The organism is uncultured Pseudoflavonifractor sp., assembly GCF_944387805.1.
In the GTDB taxonomy this organism is placed as follows: Bacteria; Bacillota; Clostridia; order Oscillospirales; family Oscillospiraceae; genus Pseudoflavonifractor.
This window is the reverse complement of record NZ_CALXGI010000004.1, coordinates 77,617-102,619: the sequence shown is the minus strand read 5'-3', so window position 1 is coordinate 102,619 and position 25,003 is coordinate 77,617. Positions and strand designations below refer to the sequence as shown.

At 62.1% G+C, this 25,003-nt stretch carries 24 protein-coding genes; 13 read left to right on the top strand and 11 right to left on the bottom strand.

Annotation, left to right across the window (positions count from 1 at the left end; translation table 11 throughout):
• Nucleotides 1–119: 119 nt before the first annotated feature.
• From ispE to Q0K06_RS02310, 5 genes are read right to left on the bottom strand one after another with little or no spacing between them, the layout of a single operon-like run.
• A complete protein-coding gene (gene ispE / locus Q0K06_RS02330) occupies nt 120–980 on the bottom strand; it encodes a 4-(cytidine 5'-diphospho)-2-C-methyl-D-erythritol kinase (RefSeq protein ID WP_294548039.1) in 861 nt (286 codons plus the stop codon).
• A gap of 56 nt (nt 981–1,036) precedes the next feature.
• Complete coding sequence (locus Q0K06_RS02325) at nt 1,037–2,317, bottom strand: DUF1015 domain-containing protein (RefSeq protein WP_294548037.1); 1,281 nt, start codon at nt 2,315–2,317, stop codon at nt 1,037–1,039.
• A gap of 35 nt (nt 2,318–2,352) precedes the next feature.
• Nucleotides 2,353–2,955: a bifunctional phosphoserine phosphatase/homoserine phosphotransferase ThrH gene (gene thrH / locus Q0K06_RS02320; protein WP_294548035.1), complete on the bottom strand. Its 603-nt coding sequence runs from the start codon at nt 2,953–2,955 to the stop codon at nt 2,353–2,355.
• Nucleotides 2,956–2,993: 38 nt separating this feature from the next.
• A complete protein-coding gene (locus Q0K06_RS02315; protein WP_294548033.1) occupies nt 2,994–4,187 on the bottom strand; it encodes an aminotransferase class I/II-fold pyridoxal phosphate-dependent enzyme in 1,194 nt (397 codons plus the stop codon).
• The gene (locus tag Q0K06_RS02310; protein WP_294518202.1) at nt 4,184–4,663 is read right to left on the bottom strand and encodes an Lrp/AsnC family transcriptional regulator; all 480 of its coding nucleotides are present in this window, start codon (nt 4,661–4,663) and stop codon (nt 4,184–4,186) included. The genes Q0K06_RS02315 and Q0K06_RS02310 overlap by 4 nt, the downstream gene beginning before the upstream one ends.
• A gap of 462 nt (nt 4,664–5,125) precedes the next feature.
• Here Q0K06_RS02310 and Q0K06_RS02305 point away from each other — a divergent pair, with 462 nt between their 5' ends.
• The 9 genes from Q0K06_RS02305 (at nt 5,126) to Q0K06_RS02265 (ending at nt 14,156) form a co-directional block, all read left to right on the top strand.
• Nucleotides 5,126–5,455 carry a hypothetical protein gene (locus tag Q0K06_RS02305; RefSeq protein WP_294548031.1) on the top strand — a complete coding sequence of 110 codons (330 nt, stop codon included), beginning with the start codon at nt 5,126–5,128 and terminating at the stop codon, nt 5,453–5,455.
• Nucleotides 5,456–5,503: 48 nt separating this feature from the next.
• On the top strand, nt 5,504–6,559 hold the full coding sequence (locus Q0K06_RS02300; protein WP_294548029.1) for a V-type ATPase subunit: 1,056 nt from the start codon (nt 5,504–5,506) through the stop codon (nt 6,557–6,559).
• A 33-nt stretch (nt 6,560–6,592) separates the two neighbouring features.
• Nucleotides 6,593–8,560 carry a V-type ATPase 116kDa subunit family protein gene (locus Q0K06_RS02295; protein WP_294548026.1) on the top strand — a complete coding sequence of 656 codons (1,968 nt, stop codon included), beginning with the start codon at nt 6,593–6,595 and terminating at the stop codon, nt 8,558–8,560.
• Nucleotides 8,561–8,645: 85 nt separating this feature from the next.
• Entirely contained in the window at nt 8,646–9,077 is a 432-nt protein-coding gene (locus Q0K06_RS02290) for an ATP synthase subunit C (RefSeq protein ID WP_294548022.1), read from the top strand.
• Nucleotides 9,078–9,274: 197 nt separating this feature from the next.
• Entirely contained in the window at nt 9,275–9,583 is a 309-nt protein-coding gene (locus tag Q0K06_RS02285; RefSeq protein ID WP_294548013.1) for a V-type ATP synthase subunit F, read from the top strand.
• A gap of 40 nt (nt 9,584–9,623) precedes the next feature.
• Nucleotides 9,624–10,244 (top strand): hypothetical protein, encoded by a 621-nt coding sequence (locus Q0K06_RS02280; protein ID WP_294548010.1) that lies wholly within the window; start codon nt 9,624–9,626, stop codon nt 10,242–10,244.
• A 48-nt stretch (nt 10,245–10,292) separates the two neighbouring features.
• The gene (locus Q0K06_RS02275) at nt 10,293–12,056 is read left to right on the top strand and encodes a V-type ATP synthase subunit A (protein ID WP_294548007.1); all 1,764 of its coding nucleotides are present in this window, start codon (nt 10,293–10,295) and stop codon (nt 12,054–12,056) included.
• Between the two features lie 23 nt (nt 12,057–12,079).
• Nucleotides 12,080–13,507 (top strand): V-type ATP synthase subunit B, encoded by a 1,428-nt coding sequence (locus Q0K06_RS02270; RefSeq protein WP_294548005.1) that lies wholly within the window; start codon nt 12,080–12,082, stop codon nt 13,505–13,507.
• Nucleotides 13,508–13,526: 19 nt separating this feature from the next.
• Nucleotides 13,527–14,156: a V-type ATP synthase subunit D gene (locus tag Q0K06_RS02265; protein WP_294548002.1), complete on the top strand. Its 630-nt coding sequence runs from the start codon at nt 13,527–13,529 to the stop codon at nt 14,154–14,156.
• 53 nt (nt 14,157–14,209) lie between these two features.
• Here the strand turns inward: Q0K06_RS02265 and Q0K06_RS02260 are convergent, their stop codons facing one another.
• From Q0K06_RS02260 to metF, 6 genes are all read right to left on the bottom strand, one after another.
• A complete protein-coding gene (locus tag Q0K06_RS02260; protein ID WP_294547999.1) occupies nt 14,210–14,386 on the bottom strand; it encodes a hypothetical protein in 177 nt (58 codons plus the stop codon).
• 35 nt (nt 14,387–14,421) lie between these two features.
• Nucleotides 14,422–15,162, bottom strand: coding sequence for a hypothetical protein (locus Q0K06_RS02255; RefSeq protein WP_294547996.1), 741 nt, complete (start codon nt 15,160–15,162; stop codon nt 14,422–14,424).
• Nucleotides 15,163–15,330: 168 nt separating this feature from the next.
• Complete coding sequence (locus Q0K06_RS02250; RefSeq protein ID WP_294547993.1) at nt 15,331–15,897, bottom strand: uracil-DNA glycosylase; 567 nt, start codon at nt 15,895–15,897, stop codon at nt 15,331–15,333.
• The gene (locus Q0K06_RS02245) at nt 15,894–18,302 is read right to left on the bottom strand and encodes a homocysteine S-methyltransferase family protein (RefSeq protein WP_294547990.1); all 2,409 of its coding nucleotides are present in this window, start codon (nt 18,300–18,302) and stop codon (nt 15,894–15,896) included. Before Q0K06_RS02245 ends, Q0K06_RS02250 begins: the two co-directional genes overlap by 4 nt.
• Before the next feature lie 12 nt (nt 18,303–18,314).
• Entirely contained in the window at nt 18,315–18,965 is a 651-nt protein-coding gene (locus Q0K06_RS02240; RefSeq protein ID WP_294547988.1) for a vitamin B12 dependent-methionine synthase activation domain-containing protein, read from the bottom strand.
• Nucleotides 18,962–19,822: a methylenetetrahydrofolate reductase [NAD(P)H] gene (gene metF, locus Q0K06_RS02235; protein ID WP_294547984.1), complete on the bottom strand. Its 861-nt coding sequence runs from the start codon at nt 19,820–19,822 to the stop codon at nt 18,962–18,964. The genes Q0K06_RS02240 and metF overlap by 4 nt, the downstream gene beginning before the upstream one ends.
• Nucleotides 19,823–20,325: 503 nt before the next feature.
• Here metF and aspS point away from each other — a divergent pair.
• From aspS to gatB, 4 genes are all read left to right on the top strand, one after another.
• Nucleotides 20,326–21,648 carry an aspartate--tRNA(Asn) ligase gene (aspS, locus tag Q0K06_RS02230; protein WP_294547982.1) on the top strand — a complete coding sequence of 441 codons (1,323 nt, stop codon included), beginning with the start codon at nt 20,326–20,328 and terminating at the stop codon, nt 21,646–21,648.
• A gap of 148 nt (nt 21,649–21,796) precedes the next feature.
• On the top strand, nt 21,797–22,084 hold the full coding sequence (gene gatC / locus Q0K06_RS02225; protein ID WP_294547980.1) for an Asp-tRNA(Asn)/Glu-tRNA(Gln) amidotransferase subunit GatC: 288 nt from the start codon (nt 21,797–21,799) through the stop codon (nt 22,082–22,084).
• A gap of 12 nt (nt 22,085–22,096) precedes the next feature.
• Entirely contained in the window at nt 22,097–23,563 is a 1,467-nt protein-coding gene (gatA, locus tag Q0K06_RS02220) for an Asp-tRNA(Asn)/Glu-tRNA(Gln) amidotransferase subunit GatA (RefSeq protein WP_294547978.1), read from the top strand.
• A gap of 1 nt (nt 23,564) precedes the next feature.
• Entirely contained in the window at nt 23,565–24,989 is a 1,425-nt protein-coding gene (gatB, locus tag Q0K06_RS02215; RefSeq protein WP_294547976.1) for an Asp-tRNA(Asn)/Glu-tRNA(Gln) amidotransferase subunit GatB, read from the top strand.
• Nucleotides 24,990–25,003: the final 14 nt, after the last annotated feature.

Genomic DNA, 25,003 nt, shown 5'->3' with positions numbered 1-25,003 from the left:
ATCGGGGAGTCCTTTTTTTGTCCATAGCTATAAGCTCTTTATCCACTGGCAGAGCCAGTGGTTCTTTAAGCAACAGCAAAGCGGCCCGCTGTCTTGGACAGCGGGCCGCTTTTTGCCGTTTATATGACCTGGGTCAGGAAGGTATCCCGGTAGGATGCCGACAGTTCTTCCCAGGCAGTGTGGGCGGCGGCGGGATCGCGGAACAGGCCAAACACGGTGGGGCCGGTGCCGCTCATGCAGGCGCCCAGAGCGCCGAACTGGATGAGCGCATTGCGGATAGAGGCAATTTCAGCGGCCTTCCGCTCGGGAAGCACGTCCTCAAACACGTTGTAGAGCCGCCGGGCCACCCCCTCCAGATCCCTGTGCTCCAGGGCCTCCAGCATGCCCGCCGTGTCGGGGCGGCAGCGGAGCTTTACGCTGTCGATGCGGCCGAAGAGCTCAGGGGTGGACACCGGAAACGGCGGCTTGCACAGCACCGCATAGCACTCCGGCAGCGGGGGCAGCGGGGTGAGCCGCTCTCCCCTGCCCTCGGCCAGGGCGGTGCCGCCCAGGACGCAGTAGGGCACGTCGGACCCCACCCGCTGGCCAATCTCCGCCAGCCGGTCCGCCGGCAGATTGGCCCCCGTCATCTCATTCAGCGCCCGGAGCACCGCGGCGGCGTCGGTGCTGCCGCCGGCCATGCCGGCGCACACGGGGATGCGCTTTTCAATCCGCAGGGACAGCCCCCCCAGGTCCGTGCCGGTGGCCTCGCAGAACCGGAGTGCGGCGGCGGCGGCCAGATTCCGCTCATCAGTGGGAAGAAACTCCTTGTCCGTCTCTACCGTCAGCCCCCGGCCGGTGCCCGTCTCCAGAGTGATGGTATCATGGAGGGATACGGACTGCATCACCATCCGCAGCTCGTGGTATCCGTCCGGCCGGGCTCCCAGCACGTCCAGGGTCAGATTCAGCTTGGCAAAGGCGCTCACTTCCATTGTGGCCATACAGCTCTCCTCCGGCACAGGGCGCGGACGGCAGCCGCCCGCGCCCCATGTGCCTTTTATCTGATTTTCCGCGCTTCCAGATAGAAGCGCTTCTCATTTGCCTCTCCCATGGAGAAAGTCTTTCGGGGCAGCACACCGTCGTGCAGAATGATGGAAAACAGCCGTCTTTTGTCCAGAGCGGGCATCAGGAAGGCCAGATTTCCCGGCCGGGCGGCAAGCTCCCGGGCCACGTCGGCTCCATTGATGTAGTCCATGCGGCAGCGGTGGGCGATGACATAGTCGTCCAGAAAAGGCTGAAGGGTTCCCGCCGGCAGGCGGGAGGTGGGATGGGGCACCGTCACCACGCCGGCGCCGTCCCGGTGGACAAAGGACAGGGCGTGTCCCTCCCCCGGCCCCAGGTGGGCCCCGGGAAAGGCCGCCAGGAGCTGGCGGAGCACGTCATCCGGGTCCACGCCGAAGAGCACCCGGTGGATGGGGCGGAACTCCAGGGACTGGTCGTGGAGGTTGACCAGCTCGCACAGGGCATACCGGGCGGGCAGCGCAGCCCACCGCTCCGGGGGCGTGATCCGCTTCTGCCGCTCGTAGCACTCCTTGGCGGTGGCCAGAGAGTGGTTCCCGTCTCCCACAGCGAAGAGCAGCGGCGCGCCGCTGTCCCTGCCGTACCGCAGTCGGAAGGCGGCGGGGTCAGCCAGCGCACGGAGGGCGGAGGCCACGGCGGCCTTCTCCCTGTCTCCCAGCAGCCAGCCCTTCAGGTGTCCCCCCTGCTCCATCAGTTCAAAGTCGTACAGCACCTCCAGCTCGTCCCTGGCGGTGGTAAGCGGGTCCATAATGGTGCAGTCCGGGTCGTCGGCCAGCAGCATGGCATGGGGCAGCTCAATAGGCGCGTTTTTCCGTACCGCCACCCGAGGCGGAATACGGCTGAGCACAGTGCCCTCCGTCCCCCGAATCAGGGCGCCGGAGCCCGGCTCATAGTCGTACTGCTCCAGGTCCGCCATGCCCAGCAGCCCCCGGCGGGTCCGTCCGCCGGGCAGGGTCCGCTCCACGTAGATCATGGCGTCGGGCAGGGTGCGGAACCGTCCCTCCCGCAGGTAGCGGGTCATGGTGTTGTTCACGTCCATGATATCGGTCTCCACATCCGGGCCCTCCAGGCAGCTCTCAGGCAGGATGAGCCGCAGGGCGGAGGGGGCGGCGCCCACGTACTCCTCCACCCGCTGCCAGTACTCCGGCTGGGAGGTATACTGGTCGCATGGGGCCACCGCCCACTTGGAATATTCACAGTTCTGGGGCAGCAGAATGTCAGCCGGACCAAAGGGCAGTCCGTCAAAGCATCTCTCCATGTCTATCACTCACTTTCCGCCGGCGTTCCGGCTGGTCAGTTCATGGCGCTGCGGATGGCTGCAAGCAGATCGCCAAATTCCTCGCAGGCGGGAATCTGGGGATAGTCGGCCTTGATCTGCTCCGTGCTGCGGAACAGGAAGCCCGCCTTGCTGGCCTGGATCATGCCCAGGTCGTTGAAGCTGTCGCCCGAGGCGATGGTGTCGTAGCCGATGGACTGGAGAGCCTTGACCGTGGTCAGCTTGGACTGGGGGCAGCGCATTTTGAAGCCGGTGATCATGCCGTCGGGAGCCACCTCCAGGGTGTTGCAGAACAGGGTGGGCCAGCCCAGCTTCTTCATCAGCGGCTGGGCAAACTGCTCAAAGGTGTCGCTGAGGATGATCACCTGGGTGAAGCTGCGCAGCTCGTCCAGAAATTCCTTTGCCCCGGGCAGCGGGTCGATGGAGGCGATGGTCTCCTGAATCTCCTTCAGGCCCAGGCCGTGCTCCTTCAGCACGCCCAGCCGCCAGTTCATCAGCTTGTCGTAGTCGGGCTCGTCCCGGGTGGTGCGCTTGAGCTCAGGAATACCGCTGGCCTCGGCAAAGGCAATCCAGATCTCCGGCACCAGCACGCCCTCCATATCCAGGCAGGTAATGTACATCTCTGCGTCCCCTTTCTCTGGGCTGATAGATGCCGCGCTCAGTTCCCGGCGGCGCGGGCCTGCTTCTTGCGCAGGTTGGTGAGGAAGTTGTCCATGCGGGTCAGTGCCTCGGCGATGTCCTTCATGGAGGTGGCGTAGCAGCAGCGGATGAAGCCTTCGCCGCCGGGGCCGAAAGCGGTGCCCGAGATGACGGCCACCTTCTCCTCCATCAGGAACCGCTCACAGAAGTCGTCAGAGCTCAGCCCGGTGGAGCGGATATCAGGGAACACATAGAAGGCGCCCTTGGGCTCAAAGCAGGGCAGGCCGATGCGGCGCAGGCCCTCCACCAGGTAGCGGCGGCGGCCGTCGTACTCCTCCCGCATGCGCTCAATGTCCCGGTCGCCGTTGCGCATGGCCTCCACAGCGGCGTACTGGCTGACGGTGGGGGCGGACATGATGCCGAACTGGTGGAGCTTGAGCAGCTGCTTGATGATGTCCTTGGGGCCGCAGACGTAGCCCATGCGCCAGCCGGTCATGGCGTGGCTCTTGGAGAAGCCGTTGATAACGATGGTGCGCTCATACATATCGGGGATGTTGGCGATGGAGGTGTGGTGCATGCCGTAGGTCAGCTCGGAGTAGATCTCGTCGGAGATGACCATGATGTCGGTGCCCCGCAGCACCTCGGCAATGGCCTCCAGGTCGGACCGCTCCATCACCGCGCCGGTGGGGTTGTTGGGGTAGGGCAGCACCAGGGCCTTGGTCCTGGGGGTGATGGCCTTCTTCAGCAGCTCAGGCGTGAGGCGGAATTCATCCTCCGCCCGGGTTTCCAGCAGCACGGGGGTGCCCCCGGCCATGGTAGTCAGGGGCCCGTAGCACACAAAGGAGGGCACGGGGATGATGACCTCATCTCCCGGATTGACCAGGCAGCGCAGCGCCAGGTCAATGCCCTCGCTGCCGCCCACGGTCACCACAATTTGGCTGGCAAAGTCGTACTTCAGGTCAAAGCGGCGCTCCAGATAGGAGGCAATCTCCCGCCGGAGCTCGGCCAGGCCCGCGTTGGAGGTATAGCGGGTGCGTCCCTTCTCCAGGGAGTAGATTCCCGCGTCCCGAATGTGCCAGGGGGTGACGAAGTCGGGCTCGCCCACGCCCAGGGAGATGGCATCCTTCATCTCTTCCAGAATATCGAAGAACCGGCGGATGCCGGAGGGCTGGACCTCCTGAATCCGCTGGGACATGATCTGCTGGTAATTCATACGAAAATAAACTCCCTTTCTCCCGGCGCCTGCTTCTCAAAGATCAGGTGCTTCTCTTTGTATTTTTTCAGAATGAAGTGGGTGGCCGTGCTGGTAACCCCCTCCAGCGGGGCCAGACGGTCGCTGACAAAAGAGGCCACCTCCCGCAGGGTTCGGCCCGAGATAATCACAGTGAAGTCAAAGGCGCCGCTCATCAGGTACAGAGCCTCCACCTCATCATACTGATAGATGCGCTCGGCGATGCGGTCAAAGCCCTCTTCCCGCTGGGGGATGACCTTCACCTCGATGAGGGCGGTTACATCCTCCCGGTCCGTGGTGTTCCAGTCCACAATGGCCTGGTAGCCCAGGATGACCTTGTCCTCTTCATATTTCTTAATGGCGGCATCCACTTCCTCCACCGTCATATTTGCCATCGCGGCCAGCTGCTCATGGGTAAGGGTGCAGTCCTCTTCCAAGAGCTGGAGCAGCTTTGTCATGCAGATCTCCTCCTGTCGTTGTGTTTCGCCTGCCATCCGGCGGCGGGCACGGAGCCGTTCTCCGCTTAATATTCCTATTATAATGCGCCGGGAACAAAGCCGCAAGGGGCAGCAGCGCTTTTTCTTCTGCCGTTCCCCCCTGAAAGGATATGTTTTATCCTCTGCCGCTCCAAATCTTTATCCCGTGTTGAACCGCCCCTCCAGCCTGTGCTGTTGAGAGGCAAAACGCCCTTCCGCAGAGCTTTTTCACACATTTTCCAGCTTGTCCAACCATTTCTTTTCCCGCGTCTCCCTATTTGCCGAATGACAGAATACTTCGCGCTGCGGAGCTTAAAATTTTGTCTATTTTCCAGTGGAAATTCCTGATGCAAAGTGCTATGATGAGGTGTAATTGATGCATAGCTAATTATTTGCGCGTTTTCTGTACCACTTGGGAAACGCACCCGGAGGTGACAATACAGTATGGAAACGGAATACATTGAGCTGGTTAACAGAATCATTGCCGCAGAGCACACCGCCCAGGAGATTGCCCGCGAGGCCCAGGAAAAGCAGCAGTCTCTGGACTCCGACCTGAAGCGGGATATCTCCCAGATGCGGGAGGACTATTTCGCCCGCGCCAAGCACCGGATTGAAGCGGTGGAAAAAGCCGAGCGGAAGGGCGCTGAGGAGGATATTGCAAAGCTGGACAAGCGTCTCAAGGACGCCATGGACAAAGTGGAGCAGGCCTATCAGCAAAACAAAGACCAGTGGGTGGACACGCTCTTTCTCAGAATTGTGGGCGGCCAGTCCTGATGCGCCCGGCACCTCTATCCTATGGGCGCAGAAAGGAGTGGTCGTGACATGATCGACAGCTATATGCGATACGGTGCCCTTGCCGCCAAGGTAAAGGCGCTGTACGGCAAGCGCCTTCGTTTTTCTGACTTTGAGCACATGGCGGGTCTGTCCAGCGAGCAGAGCATCCTGGATTATCTCCGCGGTCAGCCCGGCTGGTCCGCTGCGGTATCCGCCGCTCTGTCCGCCATGAATTCCTCCGGCTACGTTGGCCGCATGGAGCTGGAGGATGCCCTTCGCCTTCAGATCTGGCGGGAGTACGAGGGACTTAACCACTTTGTCCCCCGTCCTGACAAGAATCTGGTGGCATTTCCCCTGCGGCAGGCGGAGCTGCTGGCCATCCTGGCCACCCTGCGCCGCCTCAAGTCCCACGGACGGGTCCGGGACGGCGTTCTCGCCATGCCCAACCTGCCCTTCAAGGTAAATCGGAAGGCTCTCATCGCCTGTAAGGACTACAACGGACTTCTCGCTGCGGTTCAGGGCAGCATCTATTACGAGCCTCTCCTCCACATCCGGCCTGACAACCCGGACGTGCTGCCCGATTACACCACCACGGAGGCTCTCCTCCGCTCCACCTACTTCTCCTATATCTACCGCATTATCTATAAGTCCTACACCGGCGAGACCAAGTCGCTGCTGCTGCGGGGCATGGGAGAACGGGTGGACCTGCTCAACATTATCCATATTCTCCGGCTTAAGGCCTACTTCCCCGGCGATGACCAGTACTACTCGGCCCTTTTCCCCATGAATTACAAGCTCAAGCCGGAGAAAATCAAGGCCATGTGCGACGCTTCCGACGTCTCTCAGGTATTCGCAGTACTGCAGGATACCCCTTATGCCGGGCGCTTTACCGCTCAGGACGTAGCCAGTGTGGAGGACTGCTACCGCCGTTCCTTCTATACCTTTAATAAACGGCAGCTGGTCTCCGGCCCGCCCTCCATCTACACTGCTGTTTCCTACCTGAATGTGAAGTCCACCGAACTGAAGGCTCTGGTGAACGTCATTGAGTCAGTCAAATATGGTGCCCATTACGATGAGGACTTCGCCCGTCTTGTAGGCGAATAGCCCCCCACCCGTAAAGTCTGAAAGAAAAGGGAGATGGTCTGTTTGTCAGTCATCCCGATGAAGTTACTCACCATTGCGGGACCCCTGGATCAGTTTGACACAGTGGTGCGTGAGTGCGTCATCAATCAGGAGTTCCACCCGGAAAACACCCTTCAGACCATGAAGGATGTCAAAGGGCTTCGTCCCTTTGAGCTGAATAACCCCTATACCACCCTCCTCCGCCGGGCCGAACAGGTGGCGGACGAGGCCGGTATCCCCCTGGAGTATGAGCCCTTTGAGTCCGCTCTGGGGGATGACCCCGCCAACTTTGCCGACTACTTCGACACCCTGGAGAAGCGAGTCAACGATCTGACCCAGAAGCGTGAGGACCTCCTTCAGGAGGCCAAGAACGACCGCAACCTGGTGCTCCAGCTGCAGAAGCTGAAGGGCGTCGCCGCCAACCTTGAGGACCTCTGGAACCTGGACTTCTCCCGGTTCCGGTTTGGTTACCTGCCCCGTGAGACCTACGACAGTTTCCAGCAGGCCCTCAACGAGGACGACAACATCCTCTTCTTCCCCACCAGCATTGAGTCCAAGCTGGTCTACGGCGTGTATTTCACCACCAAGGCCGCCCACGAAAAGGTGGACGCCCTCTTCAACTCCCTCCACTTTGTCCGGCTTCACATCGATGCCCACGCCCGCGGCTCCGCCGATCAGGCTATTATCGAGCTGACCGCCGAGGCAGAGGCCGCGGAGAAGGCCGCCGAGCAGGCCAAGCAGGACATCTTCGGCCTCAAGCCTGCCGAGCACGACCGGCTGCTGGCCGACTACTGCTACCTGCGCTACATGAACGACGCCTACGACATGCGCCGCTTCGCCGCCCACTCCCGCGAGACCTTTTACCTCATGGGCTGGGTGCCCAGCGACAAGCTTGAGGAGATTCAGACCAAGCTGAACAAGTTTGACCGGCTCTCCTGTGTGGTGGACAATGCGGGTGATCTGCCCGACATGACCCCTCCCACCAAACTGAAGAACTCCTTCCTGGGCCGGGTCTTCCAGCCCTTCCTGGAGATGTACGGTCTGCCCGCCTATAACGAGATTGACCCCTCCGTCTTTATGGCCATCACCTACTGCCTGTTCTTCGGCATTATGTTCGGTGACCTGGGCCAGGGGCTGTGTCTGGCTGTGATCGGCTTTGTGCTGGCCAAGTGGAAGAAGATGTGGCTGGGCAATATCATCACCTGCTGCGGCCTGTCCGGCGCCATATTCGGCTGCATTTACGGCAGCGTATTCGGCCTGGAAGAAATTCTCCCCGGCTTTAAGATTATGGAGGAGAGCGTTCTCTCCGGTATGGGCGAGGTCAGCAACGTTCTGCTGCTGCTGGTCATGTCCATTGTCCTGGGTGTGATTATGCTGGCCTTTGTCATGGTGCTCAACATCATCAACGGCATCCGCCAGCACAATTTCGAGAAGATTCTCTTCGGGCCCAACGGCGTGGCCGGCATGGTGTTCTACCTGGGCCTCATCGGCGCTGCCGTATCCACCCTGCTCTTCGGTGTGAACCTGTTCGTTCCCGCCTATGTCCTGCCCGTCATCGTGCTGCCCCTGGTGGTCATCCTCTTCAAGGAGCCTCTCTCCCTTATGCTGGAGGGCAATCCTGAGTGGAAGGAGATCAAAATCGGCGGTCTGATTGTCACCGGCTTCTTTGAGCTGTTTGAAACCTGCCTGTCCTTCCTCACCAACACCCTGTCCTTCATGCGTGTAGGCGCCTACGCCATCACCCACGTGGGATTGATGCTGGTGGTCCAAATGCTGGCCAACATGGCCGGCGGCCTGGCCAGCCCGGGCGGCATTATCGTCATGGTCCTGGGCAACCTGTTCGTCATGGGCTTTGAGGGCCTGCTGGTGGGCATTCAGGTGCTCCGTCTTGAGTTCTATGAGCTGTTCGGCCGCTTCTATGACGACGGCGGCGTGGCCTATGAGCCCAAGATCATCGACTACGCATCCCGCAGCGCGGCTTGAGCGCCGTTTTCGGGATAATCAGCATCTTTTATTCTGCCCAACGGGCTGAATATAGGTTCCAAGTGATTTTAGGAGGTCAATAACAATGAAATACGTGGTTCTTCTTCTGGCTACCTTTGCCGTTTTCTGCCCCCTGTTCCTGATTGGCGTGCGCAAGTACACCGGCAAGCGCGCCAAGAACGCCCTGATGGCCAATGTCTGTTCCTTCTTCGGCTGCCTGGTGCTGTGCACCGTGGTGGGTATCGGCGGCGCCGCCGGCGCTGCCGACGTGTCCGTTGAGGCCGCTACCGCCTCTGCCAACGGCATCATGATGGGCCTGAAGTACATCGGCGCCGCTCTGGCCGTGGGTCTGTCCGGCATCGGCGGCGGTATCGCCGTGGCTTCCTCCGCCTCCGCCGCTCTGGGCGCCATCTCCGAGAACGACAAGGCCTTTGGTAAGGCTCTGATCTTCGTCGGCCTGGCTGAAGGCGTCGCCCTGTACGGCCTGATTGTGGCCCTGCTCCTCCTGTTCACCTAATACGACAGGCGACTGTTCCCCCTGGCCGGCCCGTCCCGATGGGCGGCGCCGGCCAAAACCTCCCCTGCGCGGGAGCCGGCACAGTCTCTCTGGCCCGGCTTCCGCCGCTGTCTGCCCCCGGGCGGACAGCGGCGGGGTCCTCCATCCGCCGGAGGTTTTATTCCTGACTGCGCGCCGAAAGGCGCATGGAGGTCTATATGAAGTATTTTGTTATCACTGACAGCACCGATACCCAGGTGGGCCTGCGTCTGGCGGGTATCGAGGGCGTGGTGGTCCGGGAGGTTCCCGAGGCCCGCAAGGCCATTCAGGCCGCTGCGGAAGATCCTGACATCGCCGTCCTCCTGGTGACGGAGAACCTGGCGTCCAAGTGCTCCGACCTGCTGGAGCCCCTGAAAATGAGCTGCCATATCCCTCTGGTGGTAGAAATTCCGGACCGTCACAGCACCGGCCGTGCCTCCGACTCCATCACCCGTTATATCCGTGAGGCCATCGGGGTCAAACTTTGACCTGTGTCCTCCTCTTTGTAACCAAAGGAGGTTTTCTCTCATGTCTGAACTGAACAAAAAGCTGGACCACTTTACGTCCACGCTTCTGGCTGAGGCCACCGCTGAGACCGACCGGCTCCTCAGCGAAGTCAAGACCCAGCACGATAATTCCTACTCCGCCGCCGAGGACAAAATCCTGGCGGAGACTTACCATTATATCCGCACCGAGGTGTCCCGCATCCGCAGCGAGGAGGGCCGCAAGGTCTCCCGCCACATGCTGGACAACAAAAAGGCCCTCTATCTCCGCCGTGAGGCCATTGCAAAAGAGGTCTTTGAGGCGGTGCGGGACCGCATCGTCGCGTACAGCGCCACCCCCGAATACCGCAAGCGGCTGACCGAGGTGGCCTGCCAAGCCGTGGATACTCTGAAGCACGCCGATGACATTGTCATCCACCTGCGTGCCGAGGATATGGACCAGTCCGACGCCATTGCCGCCGCTCTGGGCAAGGTCAAAGTGACGTTTCAGGCCGACCCCGCCGTCCTGCTGGGCGGCCTGACCGCCGTGTCCCCCTCCCTGGGCCGCCGGGTGGACGCCACCTTCGGCACCGCCATGGCCGAGCTGAACGGACACTTTGCCGAGATTTTCGGCCTGTCCCTGTCCGACGATCTGACCGAGGAGTAAGACCGCGTCCCCGGTCCCTGATTACCTGTTTGTTGTGAGGATGATACTATGAGCCAATATGTTATCAAGGGCGTCAACGGCCCTGTTGTCACCGTCGTCGGCGGCCAGGGTCTGGCCATGATGGACATGGTGCACGTGGGTAATGAGGGTCTGATTGGCGAGGTCGTAGGCGTGAGCGGCGGCGTGACCACCGTGCAGGTCTACGAGGACACCGCCGGTCTGGCCCCCGGTCAGCCCGTCACTACCACCGGCGCGCCTATGTCCGTCAAGCTGGGCCCCGGACTGCTGAGCAATATCTTCGACGGCATTGCCCGCCCCCTGAACGTAATTCAGGAGAAGGCCGGCCCCTTCATTACCCGCGGCATCAACATCTCCGCCCTGGACGAGGAGAAGCTGTGGGACGCCACCGTCACCGTTAAGGTGGGCGACACCATCCGCCCCGGCACTCAGTACGCCTACTGCCAGGAGACCTCCCTCATCCAGCACCGCTGCCTGGCCCCCGCCGGCGTGGAGGGCAAGGTGACCCGTGCCCTCCCCAGCGGCAGCTACAACGTCAACCAGGTTCTGGTGGAGGTCACCGACCTGTACGGCAAGGTGCACAAGCTCTGCCTGTCTCAGGACTGCCGTATCCGCACCCCCCGGCCCATGGCCGAGCGTCTGCCCATTTCCCGCCCCCTGATCACCGGTCAGCGGATTATCGACACCCTCTTCCCCATCGGCAAGGGCGGCGCCGCCGCCATCCCCGGCCCCTTCGGCGCCGGAAAGACCATGACCCAGCACCAGCTGGCCAAGTGGTCTGACGCCGACATTATTGTCTATCTGGGCTGCGGCGAGCGCGGCAACGAGATGACCCAGGCCCTGGAGGAGTTCTCCGAGCTGCTGGACCCCAAGAGCCACCAGCCCCTGATGAACCGCACTATTCTGATTGCCAACACCTCCAACATGCCTGTGGCCGCCCGTGAGGCCTCCGTTTACACCGGCATGACCATCGCCGAGTACTACCGCGACATGGGCTACCATGTGGCCCTGATGGCCGACTCCACCTCCCGCTGGGCTGAGGCTCTGCGTGAGATCTCCGGCCGTCTGGAGGAGATGCCCGCCGAGGAAGGCTTCCCCGCTTATCTGGCCTCCCGTCTGGCCGAGTTCTACGAGCGCGCCGGCTATGTAAAGACCCTGGAGGGCAAGGAGGGCAGCGTCACCGTTATCGGCGCCGTCTCCCCCCAGGGCGGCGACTTTTCCGAGCCCGTCACCCAGAACACCAAGCGCTATGTCCGTACCTTCTGGGGCCTGGACCGCGCTCTGGCCTATGCCCGTCACTTCCCCTCCATCAACTGGCTGACCTCCTACTCGGAGTACACCACCGACCTGAAGCCCTGGTATGACGCCAACGTGGGCACCGACTTTGTCCCCTGCCGCAACAAGATCGCCAACCTCCTTCAGGAAGAGGCCTCGCTGATGGAGATCGTCAAGCTGATCGGCGCGGACGTGCTGCCCGAGGACCAGAAGCTGGTCATTGAGACCGCCAAGCTCATCCGCGTAGGCTTCCTGCAGCAGAACTCCTATAACGCCATCGATACTTACGTCCCCCTGGAGAAGCAGCTGAAGATGATGCAGGTCATTCTGCGCCTGTACAACGGCGCCAAGACCCTCATCGCCCGCTCCATCCCCCTCTCTCAGCTCAAGGCCACCGGCATTTTCGAAACCCTGGCCAAGATCAAGTACGAGGTCACCAACGACCAGATGGAGAAGTTCGCCGACTATGAGAAGCAGGTGGACGAAGCTCTGGACAAGGTGGACAAAGCCAACCGCTGAGATGAGATTTTTGAGGTGATTTTATGCGCATGGAATATATCGGCCTGTCCGAGCTGTCCGGTTCTCTGATTGCCCTTCAGGGCGTTGAGGACGTGGCCTACGACGAGATGGCCGAAATCACCCTGGAGAACGGCGAGCGCCGCTACGGCCGTGTCATCACGGTTGACGGCGACAAGGCCATCCTCCAGGTCTTTGAGGGCACCAAGGGTATCTCCCTGGAAAATGCCCGCACCCACTTTACCGGCAAGCCCATGGATATCGCCCTCTCCCATGAGATGCTGGGCCGTATCTTTGACGGCGCCGGCCGGCCCATTGACGGCCTGGGCGAGCTCTACCCCGAGCAGCGCCGGAACATCAACGGCTCTGCCATCAACCCGGTTTCCCGCCAGTATCCCCGTTCCTGTATCTACACTGGCATCTCCGCCATTGACGGCTGCTCTACGCTGATCCGGGGCCAGAAGCTGCCTATCTTCTCCGGCGCCGGTATGAAGCACAACGAGCTGGCGGCCCAGATCGTCCGCCAGGCCCGGGTCGCCGATCAGGACGGCGAGTTTGCCATCGTGTTCGCCGCCATGGGCGTCAAGAACGATACCGCCGAGTTCTTCCGCCGCAACTTTGAGGAGGCCGGCGCCCTCCAGCGGGTGGTCATGTTCATGAACCTGGCCTCCGACCCCATCATCGAGCGCATCCTGACCCCCCGCTGCGCCCTCACCGCCGCTGAGTATCTGGCCTTTGACCTTGGCTACCACGTGCTGGTCATCATGACCGATATGACCTCCTACTGCGAGGCTGTCCGTGAGTTCTCCTCCTCCAAGGGCGAGATTCCCTCCCGTAAGGGCTTCCCCTCCTACCTGTACTCCGACCTGGCTTCCCTTTACGAGCGTGCCGGCATGATCAAGGGCCGCCCCGGCTCCGTAACTCAGGTGCCCGTTCTGACCATGCCCAACGACGATATTACCCACCCCATCCCCGACCTGACCGGCTACATCACCGAGGGGCAGATCGTGCTGGACCGCGACATGGACCAGAAGGGCATCTATCCCCCCATCTCCATTCTGCCCTCCCTTTCCCGTCTGATGAAGGACGGCATTGGCAAGGGCTTCACCCGGGACGACCACCCCGATGTGTCCAATCAGCTCTTCGCCTCCTACTCCAAGGTGCAGGACGCCCGGAGCCTGGCCAGCGTCATCGGTGAGGATGAGCTGTCCGACATCGACAAGAAATACCTGGAGTTCGGCAAAGCCTTTGAGGCCCTGTTCATCAACCAGGACATGGGTGACAACCGGACTATTGATCAGACTCTGGACCTGGGCTGGAAGCTGCTGAGCATCCTGCCCAAGAGCGAGCTGGACCGTATGAGCAGCGCCACCATCGAGGCCCACTATGTGGAGGGCGCTTACAAGACCATTCTGAACCCCGAATCCGCTGGCGGAGACGGGAAGCTCAACTAATCTGAGAGGAGGCCCGTAAATGGCTGCTGTCCTACCAACCAAAGGCAACCTGATGGCCACCAAGCGCTCCCGGGCCCTGGCTCAGACGGGCTATGAGCTGATGGACCGGAAGCGGAACATCCTCATCCGGGAGATGATGTCCCTGATGGAGACCGCCAAACAGGTCCAGGACCAGATTGACACCGTCTTTACGGAGGCCTACGCCTCCCTTCAGACCGCCAACATCAAGCTGGGCATCTGCGACCGTATCGCCGAGGCCGTGGACGTGGACGAAAGTCTGGAGGTGCAGTACCGCTCGGTTATGGGCGTGGAGCTGCCCCATATCCCCGACCGGTCCGCCCCGGTCCGGCCGGAGTACGGCTTTGCCTCCACCAGCTCTGAACTGGACGAGTGCTACCTCAAGTTCCACCAGGTAAAGGAGCTGGTGCGCCAGCTGGCGGAGGTGGAGACCTCCATCTACCGCCTGGCCAACGCCATCAAGAAAACACAGAAGCGGGCCAACGCCCTGAAGAACATCGTCATTCCCGGCTTCAACAGCACCATCCGCTTCATCACCGAAGCGCTGGAAGAGAAGGAGCGGGAGGAGTTCACCCGCCTGAAGGTCATCAAGTCCTTCCAGGCCAAGAAGCGCGCCCGTACAAGCGCCTGATAAAAATCCGCCCGCTGTCCAGGGACAGCGGGCGGATTTTGTTCTTTTTCACTTCATTTCTCTTCCTCACGGGACCAGTCTGAAATCATATGCAGCTCTCCTGAGTCCAGGTCCATTGCCATGTGGTCGTCCATCCGCATCAGCAGGTCCCCATCGGAATCAATTGCCATGCGGTCTGAGATGGCGTATGCAAAGTCCCCGTCGTCATAGTCAAAGAAATGCTTTTCCATGGAATACCATTCTCCTTTCTCTTGCGTCTCCGCTGTCAAAGCATGATGCGGAATCCGCTTTGAAGCTGCTGCCATGAACATACGCTCTGCAGTCTTATCTGCTGATTTAGCTGATTACACACATTGTTTACGGCCTCAATATAGCAGACAAAGGACGGAAGGTTCACATACGTATTTCCCGGACAGACAGTATGGCTGCTGCGGCGCAGGTATTCGTTTTTGATTTTCAGATACTCCTCGCGCAGCTGCATCCATTTTCCGTGTTCCTTAATGTAGTCTTCCTTTTTCCTGAGTCCCGCTGAGTTCCGTACAATATTCCAGTAATACCGATCGTAAGCGGCGATCCCTGTTTTTTCATGGATCAGCCTGTGGTAGCAGTCCGCTTCATCCCGTCTTGTGATACACACATCAATGGAAAATTCCGTTTTGTTCCCTCTCGTAAAATATATCCTTGGGCTTGCCAGGCAGGAGGTGGAGTCCTGGCAGTCACCGAATCTATGTTCATTCAGCACCTCATTGAACGCCTTTCTGACGCCCTCCTTGAGTTCCCGGCCGTTATTGATGTCCTGGTATCTGAGAATTTCCAGATTGTAGTCCAAATCCACCGGCTCGTCAGCGTTCTGCAAGATGATATTGCTCCTGCCGCTGCCCACCAGCTTGGGAATTGCCCCAATGTCATACTCGACCTTCAAGCGATGGCACAGGCTCTGCATGATTTCTCCCGCCATGCCCCGCATTCTGTGCTCAAATTCCCTGTCGTCCAAATAGTGGTACATATACCTTCTCCTTTCTTTTCCCCAACCGACCATTCAGACTTGGAATCTAAATCATTGTATTGTATCCGTGCTGGATATGATTGTCAATCCTTTTCCAGGATTTATTTGCTTATATAGAAAAAATTCTCCTGCTGTCCCAAGGGACAGCAGGAGAATTTTTCTTATCACTCAATAGGTTCTGGTGCATATTTCCTTGATTTTAGCCTGGAGAGACTTCAGGTCCTCAAAGGCGGCGGGACGCCAGCCCGGGTTGCGCAGGAGGGCCGCCGGGTGGTACATGGCGGTCATGTGCACGCCCGCCTTCTCCACCCACTGGCCGTGCTCCCTGGTGATTTTGAAGTCCTCTTTGATCAGCTTCATGGCGGCGATCCGGCCCAGACAGACGATAATCCTGGGCCGGATGACAGCCACCTGGTTGCGCAGATAGCCGATGCAGGCCTCCTGCTCCACGTTGAGGGGGTCCCGGTTCTGAGGGGGACGGCATTTGACCATGTTGGTGATATAGATTTTGCTCCGGTCCAGGTCGATGATCTCCAGCATGTCGTCCAGCAGCTTGCCCGCCCGTCCCACAAAGGCCTCTCCCTTCAGGTCCTCCTGCTCGCCGGGACCTTCGCCGATGAACATGACCTCGGCGTTGGGGTTGCCTGAGCCGAACACCACGTTGTTCCGGGTCTCGGCAAGGGCGCACTTCCGGCAGGCCATACACTCGGCCCTGAGGGCTTCCCAGTTCTTCATGCCTTCTCCTCCCCATTCTCTGTTCCGTATACTTCCCTGGCGTAGCGGACGGTGGCCATGGCGTCCCTGGCGTAGCAGTCGGCGCCGATGCTGCCGGCATACTCCTCTGTGAGCACCGCGCCGCCCACCACCACCCTGACGCCGCTGCCGCTCTCCCGCAGGGCCTTGATGGTCTCCTCCATACTGACCACCGTGGTGGTCATAAGGGCGCTCAAACCCACCAGCCGGATATCAGGGGCAGCGGCCGCCGCCACAATCTTCTCCGGGGCCACGTCCTTGCCCAGGTCCACCACCTCAAAGCCGTAGTTCTCCAGCAGGACCTTGACGATGTTCTTGCCGATATCGTGGATGTCCCCCTTGACGGTGGCCAGCACCACCTTGCCCTGCTTCTCCTGGGGCTCACTGGCCATGGCGGCTTTGACCACCTCGAAGGCGGCCTTTGCCGCCTCGGCGCTCATAAGCAGCTGGGGCAGGAAGAGGATCTTTTTCTCAAAGTCCTGGCCCACCCTGTCCAGAGCGGGGATGAGGGCGCTGTTGACCAGCTCCAGGGGCTGTGCGCCCTTGTCCAGCGCCCCACGGGCGGCCTGGGCCGCGCCCTCCTGCATGCCCCGCATCACACACTCCTCCAGAGACAGCTCCGTCCCGGAAGCGGGGGCGGCAGGAGCGGCAGTCTGACCGCTGTACGCCCCGATATAGCCGCTGCACTGGCTGTCCAGCCCGGCCAGGGCGCAGTAGGACCGCCAGGCCCCCATCATGCCCTCGGCCAGAGGGTTGATGATGGCGCAGGACAGCCCGGCCTCCAGGGCCATGGCGAAGAAATTGGCGTTGATGATGTCCCGCCGGGGCAGACCGAAGGACACGTTGGACACGCCCAGGATGGTGTGGCCGCCCAGCTCGTCCCGCACCCGCCGGAGGGTCTCCAGGGTGACCACAGCCGCCTTGGGCTCAGAGGAGACAGTGAGTGTCAGGCCGTCGATCACGATGTCCTCCGGGGGGATGCCGTACTCAGCGGCGGTGCTGTAAATCTTCCGGGCCACCGCCAGGCGGCCCTCGGCGGTGTCGGGGATGCCGCCCTCGTCCAGGGCAAGGCCCACCACCACGCCGCCGTACCTGCGCACCAGGGGGAACACCGCCGCCATGCTCTCCGCCTTGCCGCTGACCGAGTTGATCATGGGCTTGCCGTTGTAGCGGCGCATGGCGCGGGCCATGGCCTCGGTGTCAGAGGTGTCAATCTGCAGGGGCAGGGAGATGACGCTCTGGAGGGCGCACACCGCCTCCTCCAGCATGGCGGGCTCGTCAATCTCGGGCAGGCCCACGTTTACGTCCAGAATGTGGGCCCCCGCCTCCTCCTGGGCAAAGCCTTCATTCAGAATATACTCCAGGTCGTGGCTGCGCAGGGCCTCCTTGAAGCGCTTCTTGCCGGTGGGGTTGATGCGCTCACCGATGATGACGGGCATAGGGCCAATCTCCACCGCCTGGGAGAAGGAGGACACCACGGTCCGCCCCTTACGCTGCGGCGGGGTGACGGGAATGTCCCGGCAGGCGGCGGTAAGGGCGCGGATATGGTCGGGGGTGGTGCCGCAGCAGCCGCCCAGGCCCCACACGCCCAGCTTGGCGATGCGCTCCATGACAGCGGCGAACCGCTCCGGGTCCACGTCGAACACAGTCCTGTCCCCCTCCCGCCGGGGCAGGCCGGCATTGGGGTTGACCACCACGGGCACAGAGGACAGCCTCACCAGCTCCTCAGCCAGAGGGAGCATCTGCTCCGGGCCCATGCCGCAGTTGACGCCCAGGGCGTCCACCCGCAGGCCCTCCAGCAGGGCCACGGTGGAGGCGATGGTGCCGCCGGTGAGCATCTTGCCGTTCTCGTCGTACACCGTGGTCACCACCACGGGCAGGTCGCTGTTCTCCTTGGCCGCCAGCACAGCCGCCTTGGCCTCGTAGCCGTCGCTCATGGTCTCGATGAGCACCAGGTCGGCACCTGCCGCAGCGCCCACCCGGACCACCCGGGCAAACAGCGCTACCGCGTCCTCAAAGTCCAGGTCCCCCATGGGCCGCAGCAGCCGCCCGGTGGGGCCCAGATCCAGAGCGATGTAGGCGTCGGCCTCCCGGCCCGTCTCCGCTCTGGCCTTCTTGGCATTGTCCATAGCGGCCCGGACAATCTCGTCCAGATCCCACTCCCCGCCGTCGGGGAACTTCAGGGCGTTGGCCCCAAAGGTGTTGGTGCAGATGACGTGGCTTCCCGCCTCCAGATAGGCCTTGTGCACGGCCTGAATCCGCTCGGGGTAGCGCAGGTTCCAGGTCTCGGGCAGCTCGCCCCCCTTCAGGCCCTGGGCCTGAAGCAAGGTGCCGGTGCCGCCGTCAAAAAAGAGGCGCTCACGCCCCAGTTTCTCCAAAAAACTCATAGGTTCCTCCTGTTATCTGCGAAAGGCGCAGTCGGTCTTGCCGCAGGCCTCGCAGCCCTGCCGGTGACAGGGCGCCGCCTGGCGGGACATGCCGATCACCGCGGTGACCGACTTCATGGGGGCCAGCAGCATCTGCTCCGTCACCGTCAGTCCGATTCTGGCCGGGGTCTGGAGCAAAGCTGTGATATCCCGCTGGTGGGCGATGGAGAAGTCCCCGTAGCCGGGGCTGAACCGGGGCCGGAGATACCAGCCCTCCTCCTCCGCTTTGACGCGCAGCTCCTCACAGGCCTCGTCGCAGCACACCTCGATGAGGGAGGCCGCCGCGGCCTGGAGGATCACCGCCTCGCTCATCCGCACGGCGGCGGCTCTCGCGATGAGCCGGTCGGCCTCCACCCCCAGGGTGGCGGCGAAGAAAATCACCCGCTCGCAGCCCTTCAGGTTGCGGGACAGGCTCTTGCTCTCCACCCGGACCTCCCCCAGCTCCAACGTCCCGTCGGGCAGGCGGGTGAGGGGGAATTCCCGGCTCACCCACCGGGGGGTGACCGCCTGCTCCAGCCGCCGGGCGCAGGCACGGATGGTCTGCTCCATGGCGCTGTCCGGGGGTGTGTCCCTCCGGTAGCCCAGGTACCGGCAGATCTCGCCGTAGTCCGCCTCCAGGATCACTTCAGGACCTCCGACAGGCTCTCCTGAATGCCAGCGGCAATCTCCGGCTTGTTCATGGAGTAGATGTGAATGTGGTTGACGCCGTTGGCGATGAGGTCGATGATCTGTCCGGCGGCGTAGGCCACGCCGGCCTGGCGCATGGCGGCAGGGTTGTCTCCGAATTTGTCCACAATGGCCTTGAATTTTTCGGGCAGATAGGTGCCGGACAGCTTGCAGATGCGGGCAATCTGCTTGCCGTTGGTCACCGGCATGATGCCCGCCACCACGGGGACGGTGATTCCCTTCTCCCGGATGCGGTAGAGGAAATTGTAGAGGATGTTGTTGTCAAAGAACATCTGGGTGGTGAGGAACTCACAGCCCGCCTCCACCTTGGCCTTCAGATAGTCGATGTCGCTGGCCTTGTTGGGGGACTCGGGGTGGCCCTCGGGGTAGCAGGCGCCGCCCACACAGAAGTCGCCGCTGGCCTTGATCTCCCGCACCAGCTCGGCGGCGTGGTGGTAGTCATGGGCCGGAGCGCCCCCTTCCGGGATGTCTCCCCGCAGGGCCAGCACATTGCTGATGCCGCTCGCCTTCAGCTTGCTCAGCACCTGCTGGACGCGCTCCCGGGTGGAGGAGGCGCAGGTCAGGTGGGCCAGAGGCTCCACGCCGTACTTGTCCCGGATGCCCGCGGCAATGCCCACGGTGTAGTCGCTGGTGCCGCCGCCGGCTCCGTAGGTCACGCTCATGAAGTCGGGCTTGAGGGCCGCAATCTCCTGCGTGGCCTTTGCCACAGACTCGTAGGAGTCGCTGGTCTTGGGCGGGAATACCTCGAAGGACAGGGTGACCTTGTCCTGGCTGAGAATGTCAATAATTTTCATGGCTGGGTTCTCTCCTTTGGGTGTGCTCAGCGCCAGGGGGCCGGACAGCCCCTGCGGCAGCTGATTCAATTCTGTTCATTATAGCACATTCCATCGGCAAAGATCACCTTTTTTCTTTCATGGAAAAATATTGAAGAAAAATAACCGTTGACAAATGTCCTTCTGCGGGCGTATAATGCCTCCAACATCACAAAGGCAACGAGAAAGACCGCCCCTCGGGCATCCGACAGAGAACGCGGGCCACCGACTGAGAGCCCGCCCCGGAGAGAAGAGACGGCGCAACACTTTTGAGCCGGCGTGCCGAGCCTCCAGCCGGAGGGGTAGGTTCGCCCGTCCCCCTCCGCGTTAAGGAGTATAAGAGGTCGCGTCAATGAGGACGCCGCAACTTTGGGTGGTACCGCGGAACAGGTATGTTTCGCCCCGAAACTGCTTTGGCAGTCTCGGGGCTTTTTTCGTTTTTTGTGGTGGAATTTTTTTACTCTTTCAAAAGGATGTGAACGGTCATGATCACAGCGACAGCTCTTACCCCAGTCAAGCAGCCCGCCATAGACGACATTATCGGAGGTGCCCTGGCCAATCAGGCCGTCTCCGTCCGTGGTATGGTCCATGCCCTGCGGGACATGGGCGGCCTCACCTTCCTGCTCCTGCGCAAGGGAGACGGGGTGCTCCAGTGCGTGTGCCCGCCGGAGGTGGAGCTGGACGGCGTCACCGAGGAGTGCGCCGTGGAGGTGCTGGGCACGGTGCGCCCGGAGGAGCGGGCTCCCGGCGGGGCTGAGCTGGCCGCGGCTGCGGTGCGGGTGCTCTCCCGTCCTGCCGCACCAACGCCGGTGCCTGTCTCCAAGTGGAAGCTGAACCTGACCCTGGATTCCCGGCTCTCCCTCCGCCCTGTGGTGCTGCGCAGCCTGCGGGAGCGCAGTGTATTCCGCATCCAGGCAGGCATCTGCCGGGCCTTCCGTGAGTACCTCCAGAGCCAAGACTTTACCGAAATCCACACCCCCAAGATTGTCCACGCCGGGGCGGAAGGCGGCAGCAACATCTTCCGGCTGGACTACTTCGGCCGCAAGGCCTTCCTCACCCAGTCCCCCCAGTTCTACAAGCAGACCATGGTGCCCGTCTTTGAGCGGGTGTTCGAGGTGGGCCCCGTGTTCCGGGCGGAGAAGCACAGCACCACCCGCCACCTGAACGAGTACACCTCCATGGATTTTGAGATGGGGTATATCGACAGCTTCTACGACATCATCGCCGTGGAGACCGGCTTCCTCCAGTACTGCTTCCGCCTGCTGAGCGAGGAGTACGCCGGCGACCTGGCCCGGCTGGGTGTTACCCTCCCGGAAATGAAGGATATCCCCTGCGTCCGGTTTGACGAGGCCAAACGGCTGGCGGCGGAGAGGTACGGCTACGCCATCCGCAACCCCTACGACCTGGAGCCCGAGGAGGAGCACGCCATCGGCCGGTACGCCAGGGAGGTATGGGGCAGCGACCTGGTCTTTGTCACCCACTACCCGGCCAAAAAGCGGCCCTTCTACGCCATGGACGACCCGGAGGACCCCAAGTACACCCTGTCCTTTGACCTGCTGTTCCGGGGCATGGAGGTGACCACCGGCGGCCAGCGCATTCACGACTACGACCAGCAGGTGGCCAAGATGGAGCGGCTTGGCATGGACCCCAAAGAGTTCGAGTCCTACCTCATGCTCCACAAGTACGGCGCGCCCCCCCACGGCGGCCTGGGCATCGGCCTGGAGCGGCTGACCATGCAGCTGTGCGGCCTGGACAATGTGCGCCTGGCCACCCTCTTCCCCCGGGACCGCACCCGGCTGGAACCTTAAAGGGCGCATCGATTTTCTGCGGAAAATCTCTGCCGCGCTGCGGCAGGATATGCGCCCTCCAGGGGGAACCAGTTCCCCCTAGATACGCACCTGCGGCGCGATACCCCCTCCGCTCTCCGAGGGGATTGGACGAAAGGATGCTGCTGTTATGAAAATTACCGAAGAGCTGGTGGACTACGTCTCCACCCTGTCCCGGCTCCGCCTCCCCCAGGAGGAGAAGGCCAAAATGGCCGGTGAGCTGGAACAGATCGTCACCTATATGGACACCCTCAACACCCTGGACACCGACGGCGTGGAGCCCATGAGCCACACCTTCCCCCTGAAAAACGTGCTCCGTGCTGACGAGGTGGTCCCCTCGGCAGACCGGGAGGTTCTGCTGTCCGGCGCGCCGGACAGAGACGAGGAGACCTTCCGGGTGCCCAAGGCTGTGGAATAAGGAGGGTTTACTGTGAAAGAACTGCTGGAACTGAGCGCCCTGGAGCTGGGCGCGGCCATCAGGGCTGGGGACGTGTCCATCGCTGAGGCCACCCAGACCGCCCTGGACGCGATGGCGGAGCGGGAGCCCTCCCTCAACTGCTTTATCACCGCCGCCGGTGAGCAGGCCATGGCCCGCGCCCAGGCCCTCCAGGCCGGGGTGAAAGAGGCAAAAAGCCCCCTGTACGGCGTGCCCATGGCCATCAAGGACAACATCTGCACCAAGGGCGTCAAGACCTGCTGCGCCTCCAAAATCCTGGGGGACTTCGCGCCACCCTACGATGCCGCCGTGACAGAGCGGATGGCAGAGGCCGGAGCCGTCTCCCTGGGCAAGCTGAACATGGACGAGTTCGCCATGGGCTCCACCACCGAGACCTCCTTCTACGGCCCCACCCGCAACCCCTGGGACACTTCCCGGGTGCCCGGCGGCTCCTCCGGCGGCGCGGCAGCTGCTGTGGCCGCCCGGGCGTGCTGGTTCGCCCTGGGCTCCGACACCGGCGGCTCCATCCGCCAGCCCGCCTCCTTCTGCGGCGTCACCGGCATCAAGCCCACCTACGGCTCGGTCAGCCGGTACGGCCTCATCGCCTACGCCTCCTCTCTGGACCAGATTGGCCCCCTGGCCCGCACCGCCGCCGACTGCGCCGCCGTGCTGGACGCCATCCAGGGCAGGGACAGGCGGGATGCCACCTCCCTGGACGTGCCCGCGGGGAGCCTGCTCTCCAGGCTGACCGGGGACATCCGGGGCATGAAGATCGGCCTGCCCAGCCAGTGTTTTGGCGAAGGTCTGGAGCCCCAGGTGGCCGATGCCGTCAAGGCCACTGCCGCCGTGCTGGAGGCAAGAGGGGCCAGAGTGGAGACCTTCTCCTTCCCCCTGATGAAATATATGGTGCCTACCTATTATATTATTGCCTGCGCCGAGGCCAGCAGCAACCTGTCCCGGTATGACGGCGTGAAGTACGGCTGGCGTGCGCCCGAGTACGAGGACCTGACCGACCTCTACTGCCGCACCCGCACCGAGGGCTTCGGCTCCGAGGTGAAGCGGCGCATTCTGCTGGGCACCTTTGTCCTCTCCTCCGGCTACTACGACGCCTACTACAAAAAAGCCCTCCAGGTCAAGGCCCTCATCAAGGAGGCCTTTGACAGGGCCTTTGAGCAGTACGACCTGCTGCTCACCCCTGTCTCCCCCACCACCGCCCCTAAACTGGGTGAGAGCCTCAGCGAAGCGCTGAAGATGTATCTGAGCGACATCTACACCGTGCCCGCCAATCTGGCGGGTCTGCCTGCCCTGTCCATGCCCTGCGGCTTTGACGGCGGCGTACCTATCGGCGCCCAGCTCATCGGCCCGGCCCTGGGTGAGGCGGCCGTTCTCAACGCCGCCCACGCCTTCCAGCTGGACACCGATTACCACAGACGTTCCCCCTATGGGAAGGAGGTCAAATAATATGACCTGGGAAACCGTCATCGGTCTGGAGACCCATGTGGAGCTCTCCACAGCCACCAAAATCTTCTGCTCCTGCACCACTGCCTTCGGCGGCGCGCCCAACACCCACTGCTGCCCGGTGTGCACCGGCATGCCGGGCGCCCTGCCCGTGCTCAACGAGAAGGTGCTGGAGTTCGCCGTCAAGGCCGGGCTGGCCCTGGGGTGTGAGATCACCAAGAAGAGCCGCTTTGACCGGAAGAACTACTTCTACCCCGACCTGCCCAAGGCCTATCAGATCTCCCAGCTCTACCTGCCCATCGCCCGGAACGGCAGGGTGGACATCGGCGGCGGCAAGACGGTGGGTATTCACGAGCTGCACATGGAGGAGGACGCGGGCAAGCTGGTCCACGACCCCTGGACCGACCAGACCTGCTGCGACTATAACCGCTGCGGCGTACCCCTCATCGAGATTGTCACCGAGCCCGACTTCCGCACCGCCGAGGAGGTCATCGCCTACCTGGAGCAGCTGCGCTCCACCCTCCAGTACCTGGGCGTGTCCGACTGCAAGATGCAGGAGGGCTCCCTCCGGTGCGACGTGAACCTGTCGGTACGCCCCGCAGGCTCCACGGAGCTGGGCACCCGCACTGAGATGAAGAACCTCAACTCCTTCAAGGCCATTTCCCGGGCCATCCAGTATGAGAGCCGGCGGCAGATTGAGCTGCTGGAGGAGGGCAAGCGGGTGGTTCAGGAGACCCGCCGCTGGGATGAGAACAAGGACGCCACCTACGCCATGCGCTCCAAAGAGAACGCCCAGGACTACCGCTACTTCCCCGACCCCGACCTGCCCCCGGTGGAGCTGTCCCAGGAGTACCTGTACCGCCTGCTCGCCGCCCAGCCCGAGATGGCCCCGGCCAGAATGGAGCGGTATCAGCGCCAGTTCGGCCTGCCCGCCTACGACACCGAGATGATCACCTCCCAGAAGGCGCTGTCCGACTTCTTTGAGGCAGTGGTTGACCTGGGCGCCCCTGCCAAACAGGCGTCCAACTGGATTATGGGCGAGGTGTTGCGCGCCCTGTCCGCCCGGGGCATGGAGGCGGCGGATATGCCCCTCTCCCCCGCCACTCTGGCCCGTCTCATCGCCCTGGTGGCGGAGGGTAGGCTCAACCGCAACACCGCCGTCACCGTGTTTGAGGCAGTGTTCGACAGCGACGGCGACGTGGATGCCTATGTGGCGGAGCACGGACTGGAGCAGATTCAGGACGGCAGCCTGGTGGAGGCCGCTGTGGACAAGGCCTTTGCCGACAACCCCAAGTCGGTGGCCGACTACCGCGCCGGCAAGGAGAAGGCCTTCGGCTTCCTGGTGGGCCAGGTCATGCGCCAGCTCAAGGGCAAGGCCGACCCCAAGGCCGTCAATGAGGCCGTCCGCCGGAAGCTGACAGAACAGTAACGGCACAAAAAGCA